The organism is Actinomadura darangshiensis (assembly GCF_004349235.1).
GTDB lineage: Bacteria > Actinomycetota > Actinomycetes > Streptosporangiales > Streptosporangiaceae > Spirillospora > Spirillospora darangshiensis.
Genome location: NZ_SMKY01000115.1, coordinates 1 through 25,374 on the forward strand (window position 1 = coordinate 1; position 25,374 = coordinate 25,374).

Annotated in this window: 23 protein-coding genes; 14 read left to right on the forward strand and 9 right to left on the reverse strand. The window is 73.0% G+C overall.

Annotation, left to right across the window (positions count from 1 at the left end):
* Positions 1-150: 150 nt before the first annotated feature.
* Positions 151-546: an STAS domain-containing protein gene (locus tag E1293_RS23720; protein WP_132199653.1), complete on the reverse strand. Its 396-nt coding sequence runs from the start codon at positions 544-546 to the stop codon at positions 151-153.
* A 77-nt stretch (positions 547-623) separates the two neighbouring features.
* Positions 624-1,493: a PaaX family transcriptional regulator gene (locus E1293_RS23725; RefSeq protein WP_132199654.1), complete on the reverse strand. Its 870-nt coding sequence runs from the start codon at positions 1,491-1,493 to the stop codon at positions 624-626.
* Between the two features lie 122 nt (positions 1,494-1,615).
* Here E1293_RS23725 and E1293_RS23730 point away from each other — a divergent pair, with 122 nt between their 5' ends.
* The 9 genes from E1293_RS23730 (at position 1,616) to E1293_RS47630 (ending at position 9,757) form a co-directional block, all read left to right on the forward strand.
* Positions 1,616-2,809: an ABC transporter substrate-binding protein gene (locus tag E1293_RS23730; protein WP_132199655.1), complete on the forward strand. Its 1,194-nt coding sequence runs from the start codon at positions 1,616-1,618 to the stop codon at positions 2,807-2,809.
* Positions 2,806-3,573: an ABC transporter ATP-binding protein gene (locus E1293_RS23735; RefSeq protein ID WP_132199656.1), complete on the forward strand. Its 768-nt coding sequence runs from the start codon at positions 2,806-2,808 to the stop codon at positions 3,571-3,573. The genes E1293_RS23730 and E1293_RS23735 overlap by 4 nt, the downstream gene beginning before the upstream one ends.
* Positions 3,570-4,295 (forward strand): ABC transporter ATP-binding protein, encoded by a 726-nt coding sequence (locus tag E1293_RS23740; protein WP_132199657.1) that lies wholly within the window; start codon positions 3,570-3,572, stop codon positions 4,293-4,295. Before E1293_RS23735 ends, E1293_RS23740 begins: the two co-directional genes overlap by 4 nt.
* Positions 4,292-5,155: a branched-chain amino acid ABC transporter permease gene (locus tag E1293_RS23745; protein ID WP_132199658.1), complete on the forward strand. Its 864-nt coding sequence runs from the start codon at positions 4,292-4,294 to the stop codon at positions 5,153-5,155. The genes E1293_RS23740 and E1293_RS23745 overlap by 4 nt, the downstream gene beginning before the upstream one ends.
* The gene (locus E1293_RS23750; protein ID WP_132199659.1) at positions 5,152-6,198 is read left to right on the forward strand and encodes a branched-chain amino acid ABC transporter permease; all 1,047 of its coding nucleotides are present in this window, start codon (positions 5,152-5,154) and stop codon (positions 6,196-6,198) included. Before E1293_RS23745 ends, E1293_RS23750 begins: the two co-directional genes overlap by 4 nt.
* Before the next feature lie 5 nt (positions 6,199-6,203).
* On the forward strand, positions 6,204-7,706 hold the full coding sequence (locus E1293_RS23755; RefSeq protein ID WP_132199660.1) for an acyl-CoA synthetase: 1,503 nt from the start codon (positions 6,204-6,206) through the stop codon (positions 7,704-7,706).
* Positions 7,703-8,497: an IclR family transcriptional regulator gene (locus E1293_RS23760; RefSeq protein WP_132199661.1), complete on the forward strand. Its 795-nt coding sequence runs from the start codon at positions 7,703-7,705 to the stop codon at positions 8,495-8,497. Before E1293_RS23755 ends, E1293_RS23760 begins: the two co-directional genes overlap by 4 nt.
* A gap of 97 nt (positions 8,498-8,594) precedes the next feature.
* Positions 8,595-9,614, forward strand: coding sequence for an aromatic ring-hydroxylating oxygenase subunit alpha (locus E1293_RS23765; RefSeq protein WP_132199662.1), 1,020 nt, complete (start codon positions 8,595-8,597; stop codon positions 9,612-9,614).
* Positions 9,611-9,757, forward strand: coding sequence for a hypothetical protein (locus tag E1293_RS47630; protein ID WP_165978368.1), 147 nt, complete (start codon positions 9,611-9,613; stop codon positions 9,755-9,757). The genes E1293_RS23765 and E1293_RS47630 overlap by 4 nt, the downstream gene beginning before the upstream one ends.
* A gap of 4 nt (positions 9,758-9,761) precedes the next feature.
* Here the strand turns inward: E1293_RS47630 and E1293_RS23770 are convergent, their stop codons facing one another.
* From E1293_RS23770 to E1293_RS23780, 3 genes are read right to left on the reverse strand one after another with little or no spacing between them, the layout of a single operon-like run.
* Entirely contained in the window at positions 9,762-11,399 is a 1,638-nt protein-coding gene (locus tag E1293_RS23770) for an ABC transporter permease (protein ID WP_132199663.1), read from the reverse strand.
* Positions 11,396-12,298, reverse strand: coding sequence for an ABC transporter ATP-binding protein (locus E1293_RS23775; RefSeq protein ID WP_132199664.1), 903 nt, complete (start codon positions 12,296-12,298; stop codon positions 11,396-11,398). The genes E1293_RS23770 and E1293_RS23775 overlap by 4 nt, the downstream gene beginning before the upstream one ends.
* Positions 12,291-12,968 (reverse strand): TetR/AcrR family transcriptional regulator, encoded by a 678-nt coding sequence (locus E1293_RS23780; RefSeq protein WP_243716456.1) that lies wholly within the window; start codon positions 12,966-12,968, stop codon positions 12,291-12,293. The genes E1293_RS23775 and E1293_RS23780 overlap by 8 nt, the downstream gene beginning before the upstream one ends.
* 125 nt (positions 12,969-13,093) lie before the next feature.
* On the opposite strand from E1293_RS23780, the gene E1293_RS23785 reads away from it, so the two are divergent.
* From E1293_RS23785 to E1293_RS23795, 3 genes are read left to right on the forward strand one after another with little or no spacing between them, the layout of a single operon-like run.
* Positions 13,094-14,143 (forward strand): FecCD family ABC transporter permease, encoded by a 1,050-nt coding sequence (locus E1293_RS23785; protein ID WP_132199665.1) that lies wholly within the window; start codon positions 13,094-13,096, stop codon positions 14,141-14,143.
* Positions 14,140-15,159, forward strand: coding sequence for a FecCD family ABC transporter permease (locus tag E1293_RS23790; RefSeq protein WP_132199666.1), 1,020 nt, complete (start codon positions 14,140-14,142; stop codon positions 15,157-15,159). Before E1293_RS23785 ends, E1293_RS23790 begins: the two co-directional genes overlap by 4 nt.
* Positions 15,160-15,211: 52 nt before the next feature.
* Positions 15,212-18,598 (forward strand): non-ribosomal peptide synthetase, encoded by a 3,387-nt coding sequence (locus tag E1293_RS23795; RefSeq protein WP_132199667.1) that lies wholly within the window; start codon positions 15,212-15,214, stop codon positions 18,596-18,598.
* Here E1293_RS23795 and entS read toward each other — a convergent pair whose 3' ends face one another.
* Positions 18,599-19,843: an enterobactin transporter EntS gene (gene entS, locus E1293_RS23800; protein WP_132199668.1), complete on the reverse strand. Its 1,245-nt coding sequence runs from the start codon at positions 19,841-19,843 to the stop codon at positions 18,599-18,601. It lies immediately after the preceding gene.
* Between the two features lie 77 nt (positions 19,844-19,920).
* On the opposite strand from entS, the gene panD reads away from it, so the two are divergent.
* Together panD and E1293_RS23810 are read left to right on the forward strand one after the other, a co-directional pair.
* On the forward strand, positions 19,921-20,322 hold the full coding sequence (gene panD, locus E1293_RS23805) for an aspartate 1-decarboxylase (protein WP_132199669.1): 402 nt from the start codon (positions 19,921-19,923) through the stop codon (positions 20,320-20,322).
* A gap of 2 nt (positions 20,323-20,324) precedes the next feature.
* Positions 20,325-21,893, forward strand: a complete 1,569-nt coding sequence (locus E1293_RS23810) for a (2,3-dihydroxybenzoyl)adenylate synthase (RefSeq protein WP_132199674.1) — start codon at positions 20,325-20,327, stop codon at positions 21,891-21,893.
* Positions 21,894-21,903: 10 nt separating this feature from the next.
* Here E1293_RS23810 and E1293_RS23815 read toward each other — a convergent pair whose 3' ends face one another.
* The 3 genes from E1293_RS23815 to E1293_RS23825 form a co-directional block, all read right to left on the reverse strand.
* Positions 21,904-22,863, reverse strand: coding sequence for an NBR1-Ig-like domain-containing protein (locus E1293_RS23815; protein WP_132199670.1), 960 nt, complete (start codon positions 22,861-22,863; stop codon positions 21,904-21,906).
* Positions 22,864-23,014: 151 nt separating this feature from the next.
* Positions 23,015-23,938: a peptidase inhibitor family I36 protein gene (locus tag E1293_RS23820; RefSeq protein ID WP_132199671.1), complete on the reverse strand. Its 924-nt coding sequence runs from the start codon at positions 23,936-23,938 to the stop codon at positions 23,015-23,017.
* 13 nt (positions 23,939-23,951) lie between these two features.
* Positions 23,952-24,788, reverse strand: a complete 837-nt coding sequence (locus E1293_RS23825; RefSeq protein ID WP_132199672.1) for a CHAP domain-containing protein — start codon at positions 24,786-24,788, stop codon at positions 23,952-23,954.
* Positions 24,789-25,374 lie beyond the last annotated feature (586 nt).

The window sequence follows — 25,374 nt, forward strand, 5'->3', positions numbered from 1 at the left end:
GCGGGGACGGTCCGGGAATGGCCCCGGCGGGGCGGGCGGGCGCGGCGGTGGGGGTGTCGAGGCGGTGCATGGGAGGACCTCGTCCGAGTGAGACGATAATACGAATTTCGTATCACCGTATGGACGCGGATGGCAATGCCCGGCGGCCGGCTAGCGCCGCGTCAGCGCCTCGACGGCCTCGTCGGCGGACGGATGGGCGATGAGATGCCGGTCCAGGCCGCTGCGCTCGATGATCGTGCGGAAGCGGCGCTCGGGGCGCGCGAGGACGAGTTCGCCGTCCGCCCGGTGCGCGGCCTTCCAGAGGACGATCAGCGCGTTCAGCCCCGAGGAGTCGCAGAAGCTCACCTCGCCGACGTCCAGGACCACCAGCGGCGGCCCGGTGAGGGCGCGCATGTCGGCGAGGACGTGCTCGCGCAGCAGGTCGGCCGTGAGGATGGTGAGCTCCCCCTCCGCCGCCACGACCAGGCAGGGCCCGCGGGTGCCGCTGCGGATCCGCAGCGGGTCGGGGGGAGTCGTGTCCGCCGGTTCGCCGGCTCCGTGCGGCATGCCGATCACCTCCCGTTGTCACAGGCACCCGAGTACCCGCGAAAGGGCAGGTCATGCGGCGCACTGCGCGGGCGGGGTCAGCTCACCCGGATGTACTCGACGGCCGCGTCCGCCAGGGACCGGGCGGGTGCCTCGTACCGGTCGCGCAGCTCCAGCAGGACCTGCTGCCCGCGGACGGCGGGCCAGCCCTCGGGCAGGTGCTCGACGGGCAGCCGCGGGTCGTCGCGGACGAGCTGCAGCCACTCGGTGGTCATCCACAGGTAGCGGGCGAGGTCGTCGGGGGCGTGGGGGAGCGGGCCGGGCCGGTCCCAGCGGTCGAGGAACGCCCGGTAGCCGCCGGCGAGGCCGTCCAGGTCGAACGCCTCGCGCAGCATGTTCGGGACGTTCGTCGGCTCCTCGGCGGGGCCGGCGAACACCTTCAGGTGCCCGTTGAGGTTGAGCCCGGCGACGATCGGCCGGACGTCCACCCGGGACGGCGCGATCCACGTGCCGTTGCCGAGCGACCCGAACCCGGCCCAGGTGAGCCGGGCCCGCAGGTCGTGCCGGACGCGCTGCCACGACTCCGGCATCGAGAACGCCAGCACGGTCCAGTTGCCGTCCCAGTCGGTGTTGAGCACGCCGCGCCGCCACACGCGGTCCTCGCCGTCGTGCAGGATGCCCTCGGACCGCGCGGTGAGCCCGAAGTGCATGCGCCTGCCCTCGCGGTGCCGTTCCAGCAGGCCCCGGCCGACCATGCGCGTGAGCGTCGACCGGACGGCGTGCTCGCCGACGCCGAGCCGGGCGAACGTGTCGATGAAGCTGCCGGAGAACACCGCGATGCCGCGCCCGAGGACGTAGTTGCCGAGGTAAGTCAGCATCAGCGACTGCGGCCGGAGCCGCGGCGACGGCTCGCCGGACGGCTTCGGCCCGGCATCGCTCTGTGCACTCACCCGTTCGGCTCCCGTCATCCCGCCAGCGTAACGACGGCGCGGGGGCGCCCCGGCCGCCGTCACGATGATGTTGGGCAAATCATTGACTGCCGTGAAGAATACGCCTAATTTCGGGGCACGCCCACCCCGGGAGGTCCCCAGTGCGCAACCTCGTCCCCCTGCTGGCCGCCTCGGTGCTGGCCGCCACCGGGCTCACCGCCGCGTGCGGCGAGTCCGGCGGAGCGGGCGGCTCCACCCTCAAGATCGGCTTCATCGAGTCGCTGAGCGGCAACTACGCGCCGCTCGGCGGCGAGGCGAAGAAGACCGTGGAGCTGGCCGTCGACCAGATCAACACCGCGGGCGGCATCGGCGGCCGCAAGATCAAGCTGATCACCCTCGACGACAAGACGGCCCCCGACCAGGGCGTGCTGCACTTCAACAAGCTGAAGTCGGAGAAGGTCACCGCGATCCTCGGGTCGACGTTCTCCAACGTCGGCCTGGCGGTGGAGCCGCTCGCCGAGCGGGAGAAGATCCCCTACATCTCGCTCTCGCCGGCCGACGAGCAGGTCGACCCGATCCGCAAGTACACGTTCGTGGTCCCGGCGATCTCCTCCACCTACGCGCGGGCGATGCTCGGGTACTTCCAGGCGCACGACATCACCAAGGTCGCGGTCGCCTACGACACCAAGAGCGCCTACGCGAAGGCGGGCTTCGCGGGCATGCAGAAGTACGCGGGCCAGTTCGGCGTGCAGATCGTCAAGGCGGAGACCTACGAGACGACGGCGTCCGACTTCAGCCCGCTGTTCACGCACGTCCGGGACTCCGGCGCGCAGGCCCTCGTCGCCTGGGCCAGCGGCGCCCCCGGCGTGACGCTCGCCAAGCAGTACCCGTCGTCCGGGCTGAAGCTGCCGCTCTACATGACCGGCTCGCAGGCCAGCAAGCTCTGGCTCGACCCCGTCGGGAAGGCGGCGGAGGGCGTGTACGTCCAGTCCGCCATCGGCGTCGTCGGCGAGTACCTGCCGGACGGAAAGCTCAAGCAGGCCGTCCAGGAGATGTCCGGGCCGTTCAAGCAGAAGTACGGCTACGAGCCGCCGCAGTTCGCGATGGACGGCTACGCGGGCGTCAAGCTGCTCGCCGCCGCGATCGAGAAGGGCGGCACCGACCAGGAGAAGATCCGGGACGCCCTGGAGAGTCTCACCCTGGTCACCCCCTGCGGCAGGTACACCTACTCCAAGACGGACCACTCCGGCCTGCGGCCCACCGACATCTCCATGAACCAGGTGAAGGGCGGCAAGCTCGTCCCCACCGAGTGGTCGGTCAAGCAGCTCGCCGAGACCGCGAAGGCCGCCGGATGACCACGCTGCTGGAGGTCGGCTCCGTCGGGCGCGCGTTCGGCGGCGTGTACGCCGTCCGCGACGTCGCGATGGCGGTCGCCGAGGGCGAGACCCGCGCCGTGATCGGCCCCAACGGCGCGGGCAAGTCCACCCTGTTCAACCTGATCAGCGGCCACCTCGCCCCCGACCACGGGACCCTGCGGTACGGGACGCGGCGGATCGACCGGCTGCCCCCGCACGCGCGGGCCCGGCTCGGCATCGCGATCGTCTTCCAGGGCGCCCGCCTCTTCCACGGCATGACCGCGCTGGAGAACGTCATGGTCGGCGCGCACGCCCGGACGCGGCACGGCTTCCTGTCCGCGACGCTGCGGCTTCCGGCGCACCGCCGGGAGGAGGCCGAGATCCGGGCGGACGCGCTCGCCGCGCTCGACCGGGTCGGCCTGCGCGACTGGGCGCACCGGTCGGCGGACGTCCTGCCGCTCGGCCAGCAGCGGTCGCTCCAGGTGGCGCGCGCCCTGTGCGCGCGTCCCCGCCTGCTGCTGCTGGACGAGCCCGCGTCCGGGCTGCGGGCGGGCGAGCGCGAGGCCCTCGCGCAGCTCGTCGAGGGGCTGCGCGCGGAAGGGCTGACGATGATGCTCGTCGAGCACGACGTCGCGTTCGTCGCGCGCCTCGCCGACCGGGTCAGCGTGCTGGACCTCGGCCGCCTCATCGCCGAGGGCACCCCGGAGCAGATCCGCGACGACCCCGCCGTCATCGCCGCCTACCTGGGGGAGGAGGCGGCATGAGCGAAGCGAACCGGGGGGCGCGGGAGGCCGTCATCGAGGTCGACGGCCTCGTCGTCCGGTACGGGACGGCGACCGCGCTCGACCGGGTCGGGCTGACCGTCGGGGCGGGGGAGCTGGTCGCGCTGATCGGGCCGAACGGGGCCGGGAAGACCTCGCTGGTGAACGCGATCGCCGGCGTGCTGCGCCCGGCGGCGGGACGGGTGGACCTGCACGGCCGGGTCGCGCTCGTCCCCGAAGGGCGGCAGATGTTCGACGACCTGACCGTCGAGGACAACCTCGCCCTCGGCGCCTGGCGCCGCCGCCGCGCGAAGGGCGCCCGCGACACCGGGCGCGTGTACGAGGTCCTGCCGCAGCTGGCCGGCCTGCGCCGGCGGCGGGCCGGGTCGCTGTCGGGCGGGGAGCAGCAGATGGTCGCGTTCGGCCGCGCGCTGATGGCCGAGCCCGACGCCATCGTGGTGGACGAGCTGTCGCTCGGCCTCGCGCCGCTCGTCACCGCCGGCCTGGCCGGCCACCTGCGCGCGCTGAACGCCGAGCGCGGCCTCGCCGTCCTGCTGATCGAGCAGAACGCCCGGCTCGCGCTCGACCTGTGCGGGCGCGGCTACGTGCTGGAGGCGGGCCGCATCCGCGCCGAGGGCGGCGCGGCCGAGCTGGCCGCCGGCCCCGACGTGGCGGACGCCTACCTCGGCGGGCGGGGCGGCGCCGGAACGGAGGCGGCGACGTGAGCGCCCTCCTGCAGTACCTGGTCTCCGGGATCGCCGTCGGCTGCGGCTTCGCGCTGCTGGCGAGCGGCCTCGTCACGATCCACCGGGTGACGCGGGTGGTGAACTTCGCGCAGGGCATGTTCGCCGTCGTCGGCGGGATGACCGCGGGCTCGCTGCTGTCGGCCGGGCTGCCGCCCGGCGCCGCCGAGGCCGCGGCGGTCGCCGTCGCGGGCGGCGCAGGGCTCGCGGTCGGCGTCGTCGCGACCGGGCGGCGCGGCACGTCCCCGCAGTCCGCGCTCATCGTCACGCTCGGCCTCGGGTTCCTCGCCTACGCGGCCGAGATCATGATCTGGGGCGACAACCCGCGTTCGTATCCCGGGCTGGGCGGCGCGGTGACCGTCTTCGGCGCGCACGTCCAGAAGCAGTCGTTCCTCGTCATCGGGGTCACGGCCGTCGTGTTCGCGCTGCTCGCGGTGTTCTTCGGACGCAGCTACGCCGGCAAGGCGCTCAGCGCGTGCGCGTCCAACCCGTACGCGGCGCGGACCATGGGCATCGACCCGCTGCGGATGGGCCTGGTCGCGTTCGCGCTCGGCGGGGCGCTCGGCGGCCTCGCCGGGGTCCTGCTGACCCCGCTGCAGCCGATCTCCTACAACAGCGACGTCCTGCTGATCACCAACGGGTTCGCCGCGGCCGTGCTCGGCGGGCTGAACCGCCCGGCCGTCGCGCTCGCCGGCGCGCTCACGCTCGGCGTCGCGGAGTCCCTGGTCGCGGGGTACGGCGAGGCGTCCTACCAGACCGTCGTCGCGCTGGCGCTGATGCTGGCGATCATGATGGTGCGGGCCTCGCGCAGGACCGCGCTGCAGGAGGAGGCCGCCCGATGAGCGTGTCCGTCCGCAACTCCCCGCGCTCCTCCGGTGCGCACGCCGGGCCCGCGCGCCGGCGGCGGCCCGCCCCCGCGACCCTGGGCGCGGCGGCCGTCGCCGTCGTGGCGCTGCTCGTCCCGGTGCTGCTGCCCGCCACGCAGGTGTCGGTGTACGTGCTGCTCCTGCTCGCGGCGATCGTGGTCGTCGGGCTGTCGATGCTCATGGGGTTCGCGGGGCAGGTCTCGCTCGGCCAGGCGTCCTTCACCATGATCGGCGGCTACACGGCGGCGCTGACCGCGACGCACGGCCTGCCGACCTGGCTCGGCCTGCTGCTGGCGCCCGTCGTCGCGGCGGCGTGCGCCGCGCTCGTCGGCGTCCCGCTGCTGCGGCTGCGCGGGCACCAGCTCGCGTTCGCGACCCTCGCCATCCAGCTGATCCTGCTGAGCCTCGTCGGACGGCTGGAATGGACCGGCGGCGACATCGGCCTGCAGGGCGTCCCGCGCCTCCAGGTCGCCGGGTACGAGTTCGCCGAGGAGATCTCCTACGCCTACCTCGCGCTCGGCGCCCTCGGGCTGGTCGTGCTGGTCACCCGGCACATCGTGACGTCCCGTCCCGGACGCGGGCTGCGGGCGCTTGCCACCAGCGAGGTCGCCGCCGCGTCGTCGGGCGTGCCGGTCGCCGTCTACAAGCAGGCGGTGTTCAGCCTGTCGGCGGGGTTCGCCGGGCTGGCGGGCGGCATCTACGCGTTCTACATCGGCTACGTCGCGCCCGGCTCGTTCCCCGTCCTGCTGTCGTTCGAGTACGTCGTGATGGTCGTCGTCGGCGGCGCCGGGACGATCTGGGGCGCGCTCGCCGGCGCCACCGCCATCACCCTGCTGCTCCAGCTGCTCAACGACATCGGCACGCGGGAGGGGATGCCCGCGTCCGCGCCGACCGTCCTGTCCTACGCCGTCTACGGGCTGCTGCTCGTCGTTGTGGTGCTGTTCCTGCCGAGGGGGCTCGTGCCGTCGGCCACCGCGTGGTGGGATCGCCGCACGGCCTCGAAACCGATGGAGGGCTGACGCGCATGCGGAACGAAGGACTCGGGTCGTGGCCGGCGCGCCGCGCCCGCAAGACCCCGCGGCTGGCCGCCCTCGTCCACGAGGGCCGGACGCTCACCTACGCCGACCTGCTGGGCCGCGTCGCGCGGCTCGCCCGCGGGCTGCGCGCCCTCGGCGTCCGGCAGGGCGACCGGGTCGCCTACCTCGGCCCCAACCATCCGTCGTTCCTGGAGACGCTGTTCGCGACCGGGATGCTGGGCGGCGTGTTCGTCCCGCTCAACACGCGGCTCACCGGACCGGAGATCGCCTACCAGCTGGCCGACTCGGGCGCCTCGGTGCTCGTGTACGGGCCGTCGCACGCCGAGCTGGTGGACGGCATCCGCGGCGGCACGCCCGTCCGGGAGCACCTCGCGGTCGGAGGCGGCTACGAGGACCTGCTCGCCGGGGCGGGCGGCGACCCGCTCGACCTCCCGGTCGCCCTCGACGACCCCTGCATGATCATGTACACGTCCGGCACGACCGGGCGGCCCAAGGGCGCGACGCTCACCCACGGCAACATCACCTGGAACGCGGTCAACGTCCTGATCGACCACGACCTGGTGGCGGGGGAGGTGGCCCTGGTCTCCGCGCCGCTGTTCCACACCGCCGGGCTCAACATGCTCACGCTGCCGGTGCTGCTCAAGGGCGGGACGTGCGTGCTCGTCGCCGCGTTCGACCCGGCCGCGACGCTGGGGACGATCGAGGAGCACCGGATCACGTTCATGTTCGGCGTCCCGACGATGTTCCAGCGGGTCGCCAGGGAGCCGGGCTGGGCGGACGCCGACCTGTCCTCGCTGCGCATCCTGACCTGCGGCGGCGCCCCGGTGCCGCCGTCCCTCATCGAGACCTACCAGAAGCGGGGGCTGACCTTCCTGCAGGGGTACGGGATGACCGAGGCCGCCCCCGGCGCGCTCTTCCTGGACGCCGACCACGCCGTGTCGAAGGCCGGGTCGGCCGGTGTGCCGCACTTCTTCAGCGACGTCCGCGTCGTCGGTCCCGGGATGGCGGACGCGGCGCCCGGTGAGACCGGGGAGATCGTCGTCCAGGGCCCGCACGTCATGGACGGCTACTGGGGACGGCCCGGCGACACCGCCGCCGTGTTCAGCGACGGCTGGTTCCGCAGCGGCGACGCGGCCCGCCTCGACGAGGACGGCTACGCCTTCATCGTCGACCGCATGAAGGACGTGATCATCTCCGGCGGCGAGAACGTGTACCCGGCCGAGGTCGAGAACGCGATCCTCGCCGACCCCGACGTCCTGGAGTGCGCGGTGATCGGCGTCCCGGACGAGACCTGGGGCGAGGTCGGCCGCGCGGTCCTCGTGCCGCGCCCCGGCGCGGACGCGAGCCCGGAGAAGGTGCTGGCGTCGCTGTCCGGCAGACTGGCCCGCTACAAGATCCCCAAGTCGGCCGTGCTCGCCGCGGAGATCCCGCGCAACGCCGCCGGCAAGATCCTCAAGGGGCGGCTGCGGGAGGAGTACGGCGGACCATGACGGCGCGCGACGCGGGACGCCCGACGGTGACCAGCCGCGTCCTGGACATCCTGGAGGCGTTCTCCGCCGAGCGCACCGCCCTCACCATCACCCAGATCAGCCGCCGAGCGGGCCTGCCGCTGTCCACCGCGCACCGGCTCGTCGGCGAGCTGGCCTGCTGGGGCGCGCTCGAACGCGACGCCGGCGGCGGGTACCGCGTCGGCCTGCGCCTCTGGGAGGTCGCCGCGCTCGCGCCCCGCGGCCCCGCGCTGCGGGAGGCGGCGATGCCGTTCCTGGAGGACCTGTACGAGGCGACGCACGAGAACGTCCACCTCGCCGTCCTGGACGGGCTGGAGGTCGTCTACATCGAGCGGATCTCCGCCCGCGCCGCCGTCCACGTGTTCTCCCGCGTCGGCGGCCGGTGGCCCGCGCACGCGACCGGCGTGGGCCTCGCCCTGCTCGCGCACGCCGACACGGACCTGCAGGAGCGCGCCATCACCGGGCCGCTGCGCCGCTTCACCGGCAGGACGATCGCCACCGGCCCCGAGCTGCGCCGCGTCCTCGCCGAGGTGCGCCGCACCGGCGTCGCGATCAGCGACGGGCAGGTCGAGACGTTCGCGCTGTCGGTCGGCGCGCCCGTCTACGGCCCGGACGACACCGTCGTCGCCGCCGTCGCGATCGTCGTCCCCACCCCGGGCTGGGAGGCGCGGGCGCTCGTCCCCGTCGTCCGGGCCAGCGCGCGCGGCATCTCCCGGGCGCTCGGCGCACCCCGCGCACTGCGGTCCCCGGAGACCGCGCTCCACAACCGCTGACGGGCGTTCCTTCCGTTGGACGGAAGCGGTGTGGCCCGCCTCCCCGTCCCGCGGAGAGGGTCGTCGGGAACCCCGTCCGTCAGGGAGGAGCGCCGTCATGGTCTTCGCGCGCAACCAGTGGTACGTGGCCGCCTACAGCCAGGAGGTCGGCGACGGCCTGCTCGCCCGGACGATCTGCGGCCGGCCCCTCGTCATGTACCGGACGAGGACGGGCGAGGCGGTCGCGCTCACCGACCGCTGCGTGCACCGCCGATTCCCCCTCTCCGAGAGCAACCGTGACGGCGACCGGATCGTCTGCGGCTACCACGGCTTCACCTACGCGCCCGACGGGGCGTGCGTCGCGGTGCCCGGCCAGACCCGCATACCGCGCACCGCCCGCGTCCCCGCGTTCCAGGTCGTCGAGCAGGACTCGTTCGTCTGGGTGTGGATCGGCGACGGCGAGGGCGACGCCTCCGCGATACCGCGCGCCGCGTGGTTCGGCTCGCCCGACTACACGACCGTCCGCGGGATGGAGCCGCTCGCCGCACGCTACGAGCTGCTCGTCGACAACCTCCTGGACCTGTCCCACGAGACGTACCTGCACGCCGGGTTCATCGGGACGCCCGAGGTGGCGCAGACCCCCATCAACACGGAGGTCGACGAGGAGGCCGGCATCGTCTACGTGAGCCGCCGCATGAAGGACGTGGAGTGCCCGCCCTTCTACGCCGAGTCCACCGGCATCGACGGCCGCATCGACCGCTGGCAGGACATCGAGTACCACCCGCCGTGCCTCTACCTCCTGCACAGCCGCATCGCGCTCACCGGAGTGGAGCCGGGCCCGGACGGCGACGACTCGAAGGCGTTCCACGTCGAGGTCGGCTACGCCATCACCCCCGAGACCGAGACGACCACGCACGACTTCTGGCTCGTCGCCCGCGACTTCGCCCCGGCCGACGAGAACGTCTCGGCGTTCCTGGCCGACAACAACCGCACGGTCGTCCTCCAGGACGTGGAGGCGCTGAACGTCCTGGAGAAGGTCATCGCGTCCGAGCCGGAGGGCTACCAGGAGCTGTCCATCAACATCGACACCGGCGGCCTGGCCGCCCGCCGCATCCTGCGGCGGCAGACGGCCCGATGAGCGCCGGACGCCTCCGCGTCGAGTGGTCCCCGGGCTCGGACCGCCTCACCGGCATCTGCCACTGCGGCGCCCAGCACACCGCCGAGGACCCGTCCGAGATCTGGGCCTGGCTCCTCGCCCACCCCGACCACCCGGTCACCTGACGGCTCAGGCGATGTCGCGGCGGCGGAAGGCGGCCAGTCCGGCCGCCGCAATGACCGCGGCGACGGCCGTGAGGGCGATGAGGGGGAGCGGGGCGGCGTCGCCGCCGGGGAGCTTGGGCGTGTGGGTGAACGGGGAGATGTCCATGACGGCCTGCGGGAGGTCGAGGAGCGGCCCCACCTGGCCGAGGAGCAGGCAGACGGTCAGGACGCCCCAGCCCGCGGACGTCGCGCGGGGGAGCAGGCCGAACAGCAGCATGGTCGCGGCCGCGATGACCCATACCGACGGGAGCTGGGCGAGGGCCGCGCCGAGCTGGCGGGGGAGCTGCCCGCCCAGGTCGCCGGTCCGGGCTCCGTGGACCAGGCCTATCGCCAGGCCGGTGGCGGTGAGCAGCGCGATCGTGCCCGCGACGGTCACGGCCAGGTTGGCGACGGCCCAGCGGGTGCGGCCGACGGCGGTCGCGAGGACGGGTTCGAGGCGTCCGGCGCTCTCCTCGGCGCGCAGCCGCAGGACGCTCTGCACCGCGAAGGCGGCGGTGAACAGCGCCATGAGGCCCATGGCGGTGGCGAGGAACGCGTCCGAGATGTCCTGCTGGCCGCCCATCTTGCGGATGTCGTCCATGACGGCGTCGCTGCCGTTGACGAGGTCGCCGACGCCGTCGGCGACACCGCCGATCGCCAGCCCGTACAGCAGGAACCCCGCCGACCAGCCGAGGACCGTGCCCCGCTGCAGCCGCCACGAGAGTGCGAGCGGGCCGCGCAGGGACGGCGCGGCGTGCGCCGGGCCGAGGGACGCCGCCAGGATCCCCGCGCCGAGGTCGCGGCGCTCCGTCAGCGCGTAGGCGGCGGCGACCAGCAGCACGAACGCGGCGAGCGGGAGCAGGAGGACGGCCCACTGCTCGTCCGCGCACGGCCGCACGCGCTGCGCCCAGCCGATCGGCGACAGCCACGACAGCCAGTGCGCCGAGCCCGCGTCGGCCATGGCGCGCACCATGTACGCCGTGGCCAGGACGCCGAGCGCCAGGCCGTTGGCGAGACGGGAGGTGTCGGCGAGCTGGGCGGTGAGCGCCGCGACCCCGGCGAACACCAGGCCGACCCCGAACCAGGACAGCCCGAACGCGACCGACCCGGCCACCGGCAGCCCGAAGAAGATCATGACGAGCGCGGCGACGGCGCCCAGGGAGCCGGCGGCCGTGACGGCGGTCAGCAGCGCGGCGGTCAGCGGCGCGCGGCGTCCGACGGACGCGGCCCCGACGAGTTCGAGACGACCGGTCTCCTCCTCGGCGCGGGTGTGCCGGACGACCAGGAGGACGCACATGACGGCGACCATCGCGCTGCCCGTCGAGCCGACGCGCCAGGCGCTGAGCCCGCCGACCGTCTGGTCGTTCAGGACGGGCCCGTAGAGCGCCCGCGTCGCCGGGTTGTCGTTGATGCCGCGCGCGAAGCTCGCGAGCGCCGCCGGGGAGTCGTACTCGTGCTTGAGGCTGTAGACGGTGCTGGAGACCAGCGCGGTCAGCCCGTAGATCCAGGACGGCATCATGACGCGGTCGCGGCGCAGCCAGATCTTCAGCAGCATGCCCGCGCCCGCCAGGCCGCTCTCGCGTCCGGCGGCGCGCGCCGGCGGGTTCAGTGTCGTGGCGGTCATGACACCGCCTCCTCGGCGAGGGCGTCCTCGTAGTGGCGCAGGAACAGCTCTTCGAGCGTCGGGGGCCGGCTCGTCAGCGTGCGGACGCCGATCTGCGTGAGCTGCTTGAGCGCGGCGTCCAGCTCGGGGGTGTCGACCTCGAACGCGATGGCGTTGCCGTCTATGTGGACGTCGTGCGCCCCGGGCAGCGGGACGCCGTCGGCCGGGCCGGCGAGCTCGGCGTGGATGGACGTGCGGGTCAGATGCCGCAGGTCGTTCAGCGTGCCCGTCTCGACCGTCCGGCCCTTGCGGATGATCGTGACGCGGTCGCAGAGCGCCTCGACCTCGCTGAGGATGTGGCTCGACAGCAGGACGGTGCGCCCGCCGCGCTTCTCCTCCTGCACGCACTCCTGGAAGACCTCCTCCATGAGCGGGTCGAGGCCGGAGGTGGGCTCGTCCAGGATGAGCAGCTCCGCGTCGGACGCGAACGCCGCGACGAGGGCGACCTTCTGCCGGTTGCCCTTGGAGTAGGCGCGCCCCTTCTTCTTCGGGTCGAGCTCGAACCGGCCGAGCAGCTCGTCCCGGCGGGTCTGGTCGAGGCCGCCCCGCAGGCGCCCGAGCAGGTCGATGACCTCCCCGCCGGACAGGTTGGGCCACAGCGTGACGTCGCCCGGCACGTAGGCGATGCGGCGGTGCAGGGCGGTGGCGTCGCGCCACGGGTCGCCGCCGAGCAGGCTCGCGGTGCCGGCGTCGGCGCGCATCAGTCCCAGCAGGACGCGGATGGTCGTCGACTTCCCGGCGCCGTTCGGGCCGAGGAACCCGTGCACCTCGCCCGGCGCCACGCGCAGGTCGAGGCCGTCGAGCGCCCGCGTCCGGCCGAACGTCTTGACCAGGCCGGACGCCTGGACCACGTCATTCATCGTCTTCTCCCTTGGCGAGGCTGGCCTCGTACTCGTCCATCGCGGCGTGGGCGCGCGCGACCATCTCCCGGCTCAGCAGCCGGTCGTCGAAGATCTCCAGGAAGGCGCGGCGCAGCCGCTGCGATCCCGCGGCCGAGTAGGTGTCGGTGCGCAGCACCCGGGACAGGTGCTCGTGCAGCACCTCGACGCCGGTGGTCATCGCGACCATGACGGCGGCGTAGGCCTGCGCGTCGCGGGTCTCCGGCCGGTTGACCCCCTGTGGCGGGTCCGCGATGTACTCCTCGGTCGTGACGACCAGGTCGTCGAACATCCGCGCCGCCGCCGCGGAGCCGTCGACGAGCGCGCGGGCGAGGTAGCGGCGGACCGGCAGGCTGAGCCGCTCCGCCGAGGCGAGGAACCCCGGGTCGCCGATGTCGCCGCCCGCGCCCTTGGAGCTGAGCGCGCGGACCGTGTCGAGCGCGTAGGCGTCGCACGCGTCCCGCAGCGCCTCCTTCGAGCCGAAGTGGTGCTGGACGAGCCCCACCGACACGCCGGCGGCCTCGGCGATCCCGCGGAACGTCGCGCCCTTCATGCCGTGGTCGGCGAACTGCAGCAGCGCCGCGTCCCTGATCCGGGCGCGCGCCGTCAGGTCCTCCGGTGCCGGGTCCGCCGCCCGGCCGGTCGTCGCCATTGACCATCACTCCAATACGTCCGTATGGCTTGCAATATGAATGTATACCATACATGCGTATTGTCGAAGGGTGCGGCGGACTCAGGACTGTTGAGGGGCGAGTTAGCTTAGGCTAGCCTTAGCCGGTGCTGTCCCCCGCGCGAAGACACCCGGCGAAGACCGCGGAGCGGGCGGCGCCGTCGCGCGGCGGGCACGCATTCCGGCTGGCGCTCCTCGCCGCGGTTCTCCTGCTCACGGTCGCGGCGAGCCTCGCGATCGGCGCCGGGCACGTCCCGTTCGGCAGCGTGCTGCCGGGCGTGTTCGCGCCGGACGACGCGTCGCGGGCGGAACTGATCGTCCACGAGCTGCGGCTGCCGCGCACCCTCCTCGGCATCGCCGTCGGCATCGCGCTCGGCCTGGCCGGCGCGGTCATGCAGGCCCTCACCCGCAACCCGCTCGCCGAACCCGGCATGCTCGGCGTGAACGGCGGCGCGGCCCTCGCGGTCGTGCTGGTCATCGGTGCGTTCCGCGTGGACGAGGTGCTCGTCTACGTCTGGGCCGCGTTCGCCGGCGCGGCGGGCGCGGCCGTACTCGTCTACCTCATCGGCGCCCGGGGGCGCGGCGGCGCGTCACCCGCGCGGCTGGTCCTCGCGGGGGCCGCCGTCAACGCCGTCTTCAGCGCGATGACGGCCGGCGTCATGCTGTTCACCCCGCACAACTTCGGCGGCTTCCGGTTCTGGCAGGTCGGCTCGCTCGGCGGCCGGGACACCTCGGTCTTCCTGCGCGTCCTGCCGTTCGTCGCGGCGGGCGCGGTCCTGGCGCTGCTGCTGGCCCGTCCGCTGAACGCGCTCGGCCTCGGCGACGACGCCGGCCGCGCCCTCGGATCGGCCCCCGGGCGGACGCGGGCGCTCGGAGCGCTCGCGGTGGTCCTGCTGTGCGGGTCCGCGACGGCGGCGGCCGGGCCCATCACGTTCCTCGGGCTGGCCGTCCCGTTCATCGTCCGGACGGCGGTCGGCCCCGACCAGCGGCTCGTCCTGCCCTACTCGCTGCTGCTCGCCCCGGTGCTCCTGCTGGGCGCCGACATCATCGGCCGCGTCGTCGCGCCCGGCGAGCTGGAGACCGGCATCGTCACCGCGTTCCTCGGGGCGCCGCTGTTCGCGGTGATGGTGCGGCGGGGAAGGATGCGCGACCTGTGAGAGCCATCCGGGCGGGCGGGCTGTCGCTGCGGTGGGAACCGCGGACGGCGGTGGTGTGCGGGGCGCTGGCGCTCCTCGCGGCCTGCGCCGCCGTCCTCGTCGTCGGTTCGGGGGAGTTCCCGATCTCGCCGCCGGACGTGGTGCGCGTCCTGCTCGGGCAGGGCGACCGGGCCACCGAGTTCATCGTCACCAGGCTGCGGCTGCCGCGCGCCGTCACCGGGCTGCTCGCGGGCCTCGCGCTCGGCCTCAGCGGCGCGATCTTCCAGAGCATCTCCCGCAACCCGCTCGGCAGCCCCGACCTGATCGGCTTCACGACGGGCTCGGCGACCGGCGCGCTGCTGCAGATCCTCGTGTTCGGCGGCGGCGCGCTCGCGATCACCGTCAGCTCCGTCGCCGGCGCGGTGCTGACCGCGCTGGCCGTCTACCTCGTCGCCTACCGGCGGGGCGGCGGCGTGCACGGCGTCCGCCTCGTCCTGATCGGCGTCGCGGCGGCGGCGATGCTGGAGGCGTTCAACTCCTATCTGATCACCCGTGCCGAGCTGCGCGAGGCGTACGAGGCGGCGTTCTGGCTGACCGGCAGCCTGAACGGGCGGGACTGGGACCAGGCCGTCCCGCTCGCGCTCGCGCTGGCCGTGCTCGTCCCGGCCGCGCTCGCCCTCGGCCGCTCGCTCGGGATGGGGGAGCTGGGCGACGACGCCGCGCAGGCGCTCGGCGTGCCCGTCCAGCGGACCCGTGCCCTGCTCACGGTCGCCGGGGTCGGCCTCGTCGCGGCGGCGACCGCGGCGGCCGGGCCGGTCCCGTTCGTGGCGCTCGCCGCCCCGCAGCTGGCGCGGCGGCTGACCCGGCGCCCGGGCGCGCAGCTGCTGCCCGCCGCGCTGACCGGCGCCGCGCTCCTCGCCGCCGCGGATCTGATCTCCCTGCACCTGCCGACCGCGGTGCCGGTGGGTGTCGTCACCGGGGTCCTGGGCGGGGTGTACCTGGCGTGGCTGCTGGCTGCGACGGGGCGGCGGCGTTGACGCTGCCCGGCCTCTAAATTAGGTTAGCCTTACCTAATTCGAGAGGAGTTCCGTGCTGACCTGGGATGAGCTGCACACCGCGCTGGCCGAGGTGCTGGGCGAGCAGGCGGGGGCCGACGACAACCTCATCGGGCTGGGGATGGACTCGATCCGGCTCATGCAGCTGACCGGCCGGCTCCGGCGCCGCGGCATCGAGATCCGCTTCGCCGAGCTGGCCGAACGCCCGACGCTCGCCGGATGGTGGGAGCTCCTCGCCGAGAAGGGCCAGGTCGAGGCGACCGGCGGGCCGCCCGCGCTCGATCCGGCCGATACAGAGCCGGACGGCGACTTGAACGGCACAGAGCCGGACGGGCCGTTCCCGCTCGCCCTCATGCAGCACGCGTACTGGATCGGCCGCGACTCGGGCCAGTCGCTCGGCTCGGTCGCCGCGCACCTCTACGTCGAGCTGGACGGCCGCGCCATCGACCCCGCCCGCTTCGAGGAGGCGGTGCGCGGGCTCGTGGCGCGGCATCCGATGCTCCGCGCCGCCGTGTCGGACGACGGGACGCAGCGGATCCTCCCCGACCGTCCGGGACCGGCCGTGACCGTCCACGATCTGCGCTCGTCGGCCGAAGCCGATGCCGAGCTGGAGAAGGTCCGGGCCGAGATGTCCGAGCAGCGACTCCCGATCGAGGACGGCCGCGTCTTCGACGCTCGGCTCAGCCTGCTCCCGGACGGCAACGCGCGCCTCCACCTGGACGTCGACATGATCGCCGCGGACGCCATGAGCTACCGCGTCATGCTGGCCGACCTCGCCGCCCTGTACGAGGGCGAGACCCTCGCGCCGATCCGCTACGGCTACGCGCGCTACCTCGCCGACGACCCGCGCGCCGAGGCCCGCGCCGCGGACCGGCGCTGGTGGGCCGACCGGCTGGCCGGCCTTCCCGGCCCGCCCGAGCTGCCCGTCGTGCCGGAGCCGGGCGACCGGGTCGAGCGCAGGCACCACTGGCTGCCGCCGGACGGCAAGGACCGCTTCATCGCCCGCGCCCATGCCGAGGGCGTCACCCCCGCGATGGCCCTCGCCGCGGTGTTCGCCGAGATCGTCGGCGCCTGGTCGGCGACGCCGCGGTTCCTGCTCAACCTCCCGATGTTCCACCGCGAGCCCGTCCACCCGGACGTCGACTCGGTCATCGGCGACTTCACCGGGTCGATCATGCTGGAGGCCGACGTCTCGGCCGACCTCCCCTTCGTCGGCCGGGCCCGCGCGGTGCAGGCGAACCTGCACACGGCGGGCGCGCACAGCGACTACTCGGGCCTGGAGGTGCTGCGGGACCTGTCGCGGCTGCGCGGCGAGCAGGTGCTCGCCCCGATCGTCTACACCAGCGCGCTGAACCTCGGCGAGCTGTTCGGCGACCGGGTCCGCGACTCGTTCGGCGAACCGGAGTGGATCATCTCGCAGGGCCCGCAGGTGCTGCTGGACGCGCAGGTGACCGAGGTGTCCGGCGGCCTGCTGCTGAACTGGGACGTGCGCCGCCCCGCGTTCCCGGACGGCGTCGCGGAGGCGATGTTCGGCGCCTACACCGACGCGATCACCCGCCTCGGCGCACCCGGCGCCGACTGGAACGCGCCGCTGGGGATCGCGGCGCCGCCGTCCCAGCTGCCCGTCCGGGACCGGCTGAACGCGACTCCGGCGCCGCCGCCGCGCACCTTGACCGAAGGCTTCTTCGAGCACGCCCGGAACCGCCCGGACGCCCCTGCCCTGCACTGGGGCGACGACGGGACGATGACCTACGGCGAACTCGCCGACCGCGCGCTGCGCATCGCCGGCGCGCTCGCCGCCGACGGCGTCCACCCGGGCGACCGGGTCTCGGTCGAGCTTCCCAAGGGACCCGAGCAGGCCGCCGCCGTCCTCGGCGTGCTGGCCGCCGGCGCCGCCTACGTGCCGATCGGTCGCGAACAGCCGGAGTCCCGGCGGGAGAGGATCCGCAGGAGCGCGGGCGTCGCCGCCCTGCTCACCCCGGGCCTCGCCTTCGATGCCGAGCCGCTGGCGGAGCCGGTCGCCGTCCGGCCCGATCAGGTCGCGTACGTGCTGTTCACCTCCGGCTCGACCGGGGAGCCGAAGGGCGTCGAGGTGCCGCACGGCGCGGCGATGAACACGATCGGCGACCTGGTCGAGCGGTTCGCCATCGGCGCGGGCGACACCACGTTCGGGGTGTCCGCGCTCGACTTCGACCTGTCGGTGTTCGACCTGTTCGCGGCCTGGTACGCCGGGGGCGCGGTCGTCCTCCCGGACGAGGACGAGCGCCGAGACGCCGCGCGATGGAGCGAGCTGGTGGGGCGCTGGTCGGTGACCGTCCTGAACTGCGTCCCGTCGGTGCTGGAGATGCTGCTGCACGCGGGCCGGGCGGAGAGCCTGCGGCTGGTCCTGCTCGGCGGCGACTGGGTGGGCACGCACCTGCCCGGGCTGCTGGAGGAGCGCGCCCCGGGCTGCCGGTTCGTGGCGCTCGGGGGGACGACCGAGACCGCCATCCACTCCACCGTGCAGGAGGTCGCCGGGGAGGTGCCGTCCGACTGGCGCGCCGTCCCGTACGGGGTACCGCTGCGAGGGGTCGCGTGCCGGGTCGTGGACGAGCTGGGCCGCGACCGTCCCGACTGGGTGGCGGGCGAGCTGTGGATCGGCGGCGCCGGCGTCGCGGACGGTTACGTCGCAGACCCCGGGCGCACCGCCGACCGGTTCGTCGTCCGGGACGGCACCCGCTGGTACCGGACGGGCGACCTTGCCCGCTACCGGCCCGGCGGGACCCTGGAGTTCCTCGGCCGCCGCGACCACCAGGTGAAGGTCCGCGGCTTCCGGATCGAACTCGGCGAGGTCGAGGCCGCACTCCAGGACCACCCTGCGGTGGAGCGCGCGGTCGCTCTCCTGGCCGGCGGCCGACTGGCCGCTGCCGTCGCCGCCCCCGCCGAGCTGGACCGCGACACGGTGCTCGCCCGCGCCCGAGACCTGGTGCCCCCGCACATGGTGCCGGAGCTGCTGGTCCGCGTCGGCGAGCTGCCGCTCACCGCGAACGGCAAGGTCGACCGCAAGGCGCTCACCGCGCTGGCCGCCGAGGAGGCCGGCGAGGCGGCCGCCGCCCATGTCGAACCGGAGACGTCCCTGGAGAGGGTGCTGGCTCGGATCGTCGCCGAGGTGCTGGGGGAGGAGCGCGTCGGCGCGGACGCCGACTTCTTCGCCCTCGGCGGCGATTCCGTTCTCGCCACGACCGTGCTCGCGCGGCTACGCGAGGCCCTCGACACGACGGCGCTCCCGGTCCGGGTGCTGTTCGCCGAGCGGACCGTCGCGCGGATCTGCCGCCGCTTCACCGAGCTGGCGGAGGCGCCGGGACGCCTGGAGGCCGTCGCCGGCATCTGGCTGGAGGTCGAGGCGATGACCGAGGAGGAGCTCACCGCCCGGCTCGGATGATCAGCCCGCCTCGGGCTCCGGGCGCAGCGTCGCCGTCCGAAGCCCGGTGAGGGTCAGCGCCAGGGCGAGCGCGAGGACGGCGCTGACCGTCCCGTAGACGACGATCGCGGCGCCCGGCGCGAGGTACCGGCCGAGCGCTCCGGCGCCGAGCGACCCGATCGCGCCGCCGCCGGTCTCCTGGGCGGCCCACAGCGCGTTGACGCGTCCGAGATGCGAGTCGGGCGTGTGGGACTGGATCAGCCCGTACCGCATGATCTCCTCGATCGACTGCACGAAGCCGTAGGCGAACAGGATCGACACCGCGAGCACGGGATGGCGCGCGAGGCCCAGGCAGGCGAGCGCGGCGAAGCCCGTGACGGACGCGGCGAGCAGCGCCAACCCCGGCGCCCGGACCGTCCCGGCCCAGCCGCTCGTCACCGACGCGAGGACCGCGCCGCACGCCGGCGCCGCGAACAGCAGCCCGACCGTCGTGGCGCCGCCGTCCAGGCTGCGGGTGGCGAACGCCGGCATCAGGACGGGGATGCCGCCCGCGACCATGAACAGCAGCCCGAGCAGCATGAGCGAGCCGACGACCCGATGGGACGCGACGAAGCGGAACCCGTCGCCGACGGCCTTCAGCGGGTTGGGAGGTGCCTCGTCGCCGACGGGCCTGAGTGGCGGAAGGCCGGTCAGCAGCCCGATCGTGCAGAGAGTCCCGGCCGCCGCGGCGGCGTAGTTCCAGCCGACGCCGAACCCCGACACGACGAGGCCGCCGAGCGCGGGAGACGCCATCGACCCGAGCCGGACGGTCAGTGCGTTGAGCGCGCCCGCCGCCACGAGCTTGTCCGGCGCGACCAGCGACGGCGTCGCGGCCAGCAGCGCGGTGATGCTGATGCCGGTCATCAGCCCGTCCCACGCGGCGAGCGCGTAGAGGGCGGTGAGCGACGGGGACGGCAGGAACGCGTTGAGCGCCAGCAGGACGAAACCGAGCCCGGCGGCCGTCCGCGCGCGGATCATCAGCGTCCGCCGGTCGTTCCGGTCGGCCAGGACACCGCCCCACAGGAAACCGGCGAGCAGCGCGAACCCCTCGGCGGCGGAGACCCCGCCCACCTGCACGGTCGACCCGGTCATGTCGTACACCTGGACCGGGAGGGCCACGGCGAGCATCCCGATACCGAACACCGACACGGTGCGGGCGATGAACACGTTGCGGAACGGCCGGCTGTCGCGCAGCGGGCCGATGTCCATGACCAGACGCCGGAGCATCGTCGGGGTTCTCCTCTGCCGATCGAGTGGCTAAGGTTAGCCTAGCCTTAGTTGATCGTGGGAAAGAGGGCGAACCGGTGCACCGGCTGCTGATGAACGGAAAGATCCACCGTGCGACCGTCACGCAGGCGGACCTGCACTACGTGGGCTCGCTGACGATCGACGCCGACCTCATGGCGGCGGCCGACATCGTGGAGGGCGAACAGGTCCACGTCGTCGACATCACCAACGGCGCCCGGCTCGTCACCTACGCCATCACCGGCGAGGCGGGCAGCGGCGTCATCGGCATCAACGGCGCCGCGGCCCGCCAGGTCCAGCCCGGCGACATGGTGATCATCATCACCTACGCGTCGGTGCAGGACGCCTCCCGGCACGAGCCGCACGTCGTCCACGTCGACGCCGCCAACCGCATCGTGGCGCTCGGCTCCGACCCGTCCGAGCCGGTGCCCGGCGCGCCCGCCCAGCTCGCCGGACGGTGACCGTGGACGGCCTCACCCCCTGGCCCGCCGACCTCGAAGCGCGCTACAAGGCGGAGGGCTACTGGAGCGACCGCCTCCTCGGCGGCGTCCTGCGAGGCGATCCCGGCCGGCTCGCGCTGGTCGCGGGCGGCGACCGCCTCACCTACGCCGGCCTCGACGCGCGCGCCGCCCGCGCGGCCGCCGGTTTCGCCCGGCTGGGGATCGGCCGAGGCGACCGCGTCGTCGTCCAGCTCCCCAACACGACCGGCTTCATCGTCACGTTCCTGGCCTTGGTCCGCATCGGCGCGGCCCCCGTCCTGGCGCTTCCCGCGCACCGCGAGAGCGAGATCCGCTACCTCTGCGAGCTGTCCGAGGCCCGCGCCTACGTCTGCGCCGACCGCGACGGCGACTTCGACTACCGCGCGATGGCCCGCACCCTTCCGGTCGACCATGTGATCGTGGAGGGCGACGCCGAAGAGTTCACGCCGCTGGCCTCCATCGACGCCGACCCGGTGGACGCGCCCGGACCCGTCCCGTCCGACGTGGGCGTGTTCCTCCTCTCCGGGGGGACGACGGGCCTCCCGAAGCTGATCCCGCGGACGCACCGCGACTACGTCTACAACCTGGAGGCCAGCGCCGAGGTCTGCGGCTTCACCCGCGACACCGTCTACCTGGTCGTCCTGCCGGCCGCCCACAACTTCGCCCTGGCCTGCCCCGGAATCCTCGGCGTCTTCGCCGCCGGCGGCACGGTCGTCCTGGCGCCCTCCGGCTCCCCGGACGAGGCGTTCCCCCTCATCGAACGCGAACGCGCCACCGTCTGCGCGGTCGTCCCCCCGATCGCCCTCCTGTGGCTGGACGCCGTGAACTGGTCGGACGAAGACCTGTCCTCGCTCGAACTCCTCCAGGTGGGCGGCGCCAAGTTCGCCGCCGAACGCGCCGCCGAGGTCCCGGACGTCCTCGGCTGCCAGGTCCAGCAGGTCTTCGGCATGGCCGAGGGCCTCCTCAACTACACCCGCCTGGACGACCTCCGCGACCTGGTCGAGCGGACCCAGGGCCGCCCGCTGTCCCCGGCCGACGAGATCCGGATCGTCGACGAGGACGGCAAGAAGGTCGTCCCCGGCGAGGTGGGAGAACTCCTGACCAGGGGCCCCTACACACTGCGCGGCTACTACCGCGCCCCCGAACACAACGCCCGCTCGTTCACCCCGGACGGCTTCTACCGCACCGGCGACCTCGTCCGCCGGCTGCCGTCCGGCCACCTCGTGGTCGAGGGCCGCGAGAAGGACCAGATCAACCGGGGCGGCGACAAGATCTCCGCCGAGGAACTGGAGAACCACCTGCTGGCGCACCCGGCCGTCCACGACGCGGCCGTGGTCGGCGTCCCCGACCCCATGATGGGGGAGCGGACCTGCGCGTTCCTGATCATCCGGGACGCGGAGAAGCCCCCCGCCCTCGCCGACATCAAGGAGTTCCTCCGCACCCGGGGCGTGGCCGCCTACAAGTTCCCCGACCGCCTGGAAACAGCCGACGCCTTCCCGCGCACCCCCGTGGGCAAGATCAGCAAGAAGGCCCTCGCCGCCCGCCTCGGCTGACCGGCCGCGGTCAGTCGACGACGATCTGGAAGTTCACCGGCCGGCTCGCCGGGAACGCGACCGCGCCGTCGCCGTCGTGCATCTTGAAGCGCACGAAACAGAACGCCTGCCCGGGTGGAGCCGACACCTGCGCCCGGACGTCGACCACCTCGCCGGGCGGCGTGTCCGGAATGGGGACGTCCACGATCGTCTGGCACTGGTCACGGCGCTGCGGCAGGTCGATCCGGTGCAGCGTGTACCCGTGCCAGGCGACGGTGCCGCTGTTCTTGAACCGCCACACCTTCGTGACCGTCCCGCCGCGGGGGACATGGGTGCAGTCGGGCAGCGTGATGTCGGCGACGAACGCGGCGCCGTCGCCCTGGTGCGCGGGCGGGCTGGACGGCGGGTTCGGCTGCCGCACCGGGCAGTCGGCCGAGGACACCTGCCGCTCGGCGGGCGAGGTGCTGTTGCCTTCGGCGTCCGTCAGCAGGAAGGTGCCGATCAGTGTGGCGGCAGCGCCGGCCACCACCGTCCCCAGCACGACGTACCGGCGGCGCGACAGCACGTGTTTCGCGACGTCCGGCTGTTCGTCGCCCGGATCGTCATCGGCCGCTGCGTCCGCGTCCGCCGCTGCGGGCTCCTCGTCGCGAGTCCCGCTCTGCTCGGCCGGGGAGGGGCCGTCCAGCCGCGCCTGCTCCCGCGCGCCCGCACTGGCCTCGCGGACCACCCGGTTCGCGTCCTCCCAGCTGTCCCGATAAGCCTCGGGGTCGGCGTCGCACGCCTTGATGAACTCGACGGTCGTCGCCCAGCTGGGTAAACGGTGCCCCTGCGCCGCCTCGTGCAGCGTCGTATGCGAGATCGCCCGCGAGCAGGCCGCCATCTCGCGGAACGAGGGAGTACCGACCGAGTCGCGCAATTCCCGCAGCCGCGCGGCGAAGTCCGCGATCGCGCCGGCACGCACCTTGCGGGGGTCCCTAGCTGCACCCGACAAGCCCAGCTCCCTCGTCTACCGCACGAGCGGCGCGACGGCGGCGTCGCGCAGCCCGCAGAGTACCCGGCTCCACGAGGTTCTGGGTAGCCCTTCGGGCCGCCCGTCATGCAGGGGCACGGCGGGCGGCCCGGGTGCGGCCGGACGGGGGCCGCTACATGGTGGTCAGGCTGATGTCGGAGTACCAGTGGCGCAGGATCGTCTGGTAACCCCAGCCGGCGTCGGCCTCGTCCTTCGACCCCCACTGAGACATCCAGTCACCGTCGACCCATGCACCGCACGCGGTGGCGGTCGAGCAGTAGTGGGCCTGCAGGACGTTGCCGCTGCGAGCCATCCGCACGTTCCACGTGGCGTCCACGGCGCTGCTCGTCGAACTGACCGCCGAGCCGGGCTTGTAGACCTGGCTGGAGGTGGTGTCGTACACGTCGAAGCAGGCGCCCCAGGACGTCTTGCGGGTCGAATGCAGCGCCCAGTACCAGCCGAAGTTCTTCACGGCCATGGCGCCGGCCTTGAGCGACTCGGCCCGCCAGCTGGAGATCCACTCGTTGGGCAGCACGTTCTTCACGTAGGTCTTGAAACTGACGTCGTCGACCCGGCCGAGACTTACCCGGTAGACGAGGATGTGGCTCGGCAGCTTGCTGTTCGAGCCATCCGTATGGCAACTGGTCGCCTTGATGAACTGGTGCGAGGCGTTGTTGTTGTACAGCGTCGAGTTGAGGTTGCCCTTCTGCCCCGCCTTGATGACCTGATAGGTCCCGGCGTAATTGCTGTTGAAGTACACCCGCACGTCGACGCTCGACCGGTTCCACACCGAGGCCGCGTTGTTCTTGATGCATTGGCCCTTGCCGCTGCCGTCGCCCTTGAACTCATAACACGACGGCTGCGTGGTGCCGTACGAGTCGACCGAACCCGTGAAGTCCGAGATCGAACCCTTGTTGTCGCTGTTGAAGTAGTAGCAGAACTCACCGCCGTCGCAGGTACCGTCCCGCCCGGCCGCGGCAGCCGGCCCCGCGGTGACGACGAGCGCCCCCAGCGCAAGCGGGGCGAGCGACGCGAGCACCATCCATTTCCTCGCCATGGGTCTCTCCCGCTCAGAAGTGGATGACGTGCTGGAACTGCGAGTCGGCGCTGCTGATGCGCATGTTGTACCGGCGCCCGTACCCGAGGTGGGTGTTCCAGTTGTATTCCTCGACGTCGAACGTCCCGTTGCTGTGGACGGCGTTGATGTAGGCGACGTGGCCGTGCAGGATCCCGTCGGAACTGCTGTGGTGCACGTCGTTGACGACGATGCCGCCGACCTTCGGGGTGTTGTTCACCGTGATGCCGACGGCGCGGGCCGCGTTGTCCCAGTTCTGCGCGTCGCCCCAGGTTCGCTGCCAGGTGTTGCTGAAGGTGTACCGGCTGAGCCGGCTGGCGATGCGCCACGCCGCGAAGGCCGTGCAGTTGTTCTGCGCGAAGCCCCGCGCGTCACCGTCGTAGTCGTTGACCGCCGTCCCCTCGGCGTCCCCGGAGTGGCCGAGCTCGGCGTGCGAGGCGTTGTTGTTCTTCAGCGTCGAATTGAGATTGGCCTTCGCACCCGACGCGATGCTCTGGGACGAGCCGTTGAAGTTGCTGTTGTAGAAAACGCGTACCGCATGGCCGGTGCGGTTCCACACCGAAGCCGCGTTGTTCTTGACGCACACGCCCTTGCCGCTGCCGGAGCTCTTGAACTCATAACACGACGGCTGCGTGGCCCCGTAATTGCCGACCGGATGCCAGAAGTCGGAAACCGACCCCTCGTTGTTGCTGTTGTAGTAGTAGCAGAACTCTCCGCTGTTGCAGACACCGTCGCGAGCCGCCGCCGAGGCGGGAGAGGCGATGACGATCGACGAAGCGGCCAGTGCTGTCGTGGCCGTCACGGTGACGGCGGTCCGGCTGAACCTGCTCAACGTGGTTCTCCAATCGTGAGCGTTCGACTGCGGGGCGGATCGTGGAACTACGCGGGTCGGAGTGTCGTTGGAGTCGGTGAAGGCGGGGTGTCCGCCAGAACGGCGGCCTGCGAACTGTCGCCGGATTTCTCCCTGTCCAGTAGGGGTCGGCCCGCCCCAAATCCGGCCCGCCGTGTCAGGACCTCTGCCCACCTGGGCCTATTCGGCTGTTGTCAGAATTCCGCCCGAACGGGCCTGACACCGTCTGACACCCCGCCCGCTCTGCTCAGAGCCAAAGGATGACGCGGAGCGTCGCGCCGTGAAGGAGCACGAAGGCGTTCTTCGCCTTCTCCTCCGCGTCCGCCTGCCGCGGAGACACGGCCGTCGTCGCCACCACATAACGATCTTGATTCCCCACCTGGCCGACGGAGGCACCTCCCGGCGGGTCGATCCGGCCACCCGGAACGAAACGCAGGTCAGTGAACCCATTTCATCCCTGTGGCGGCAGTCCGCTGGTCACAGCATGATCGCAATGCGTCGGTTGGTGGCCTGACGTAGAGAGACCCCTGGTAGACGGGTTGATCACCACAATCACGTCGCCTGAACC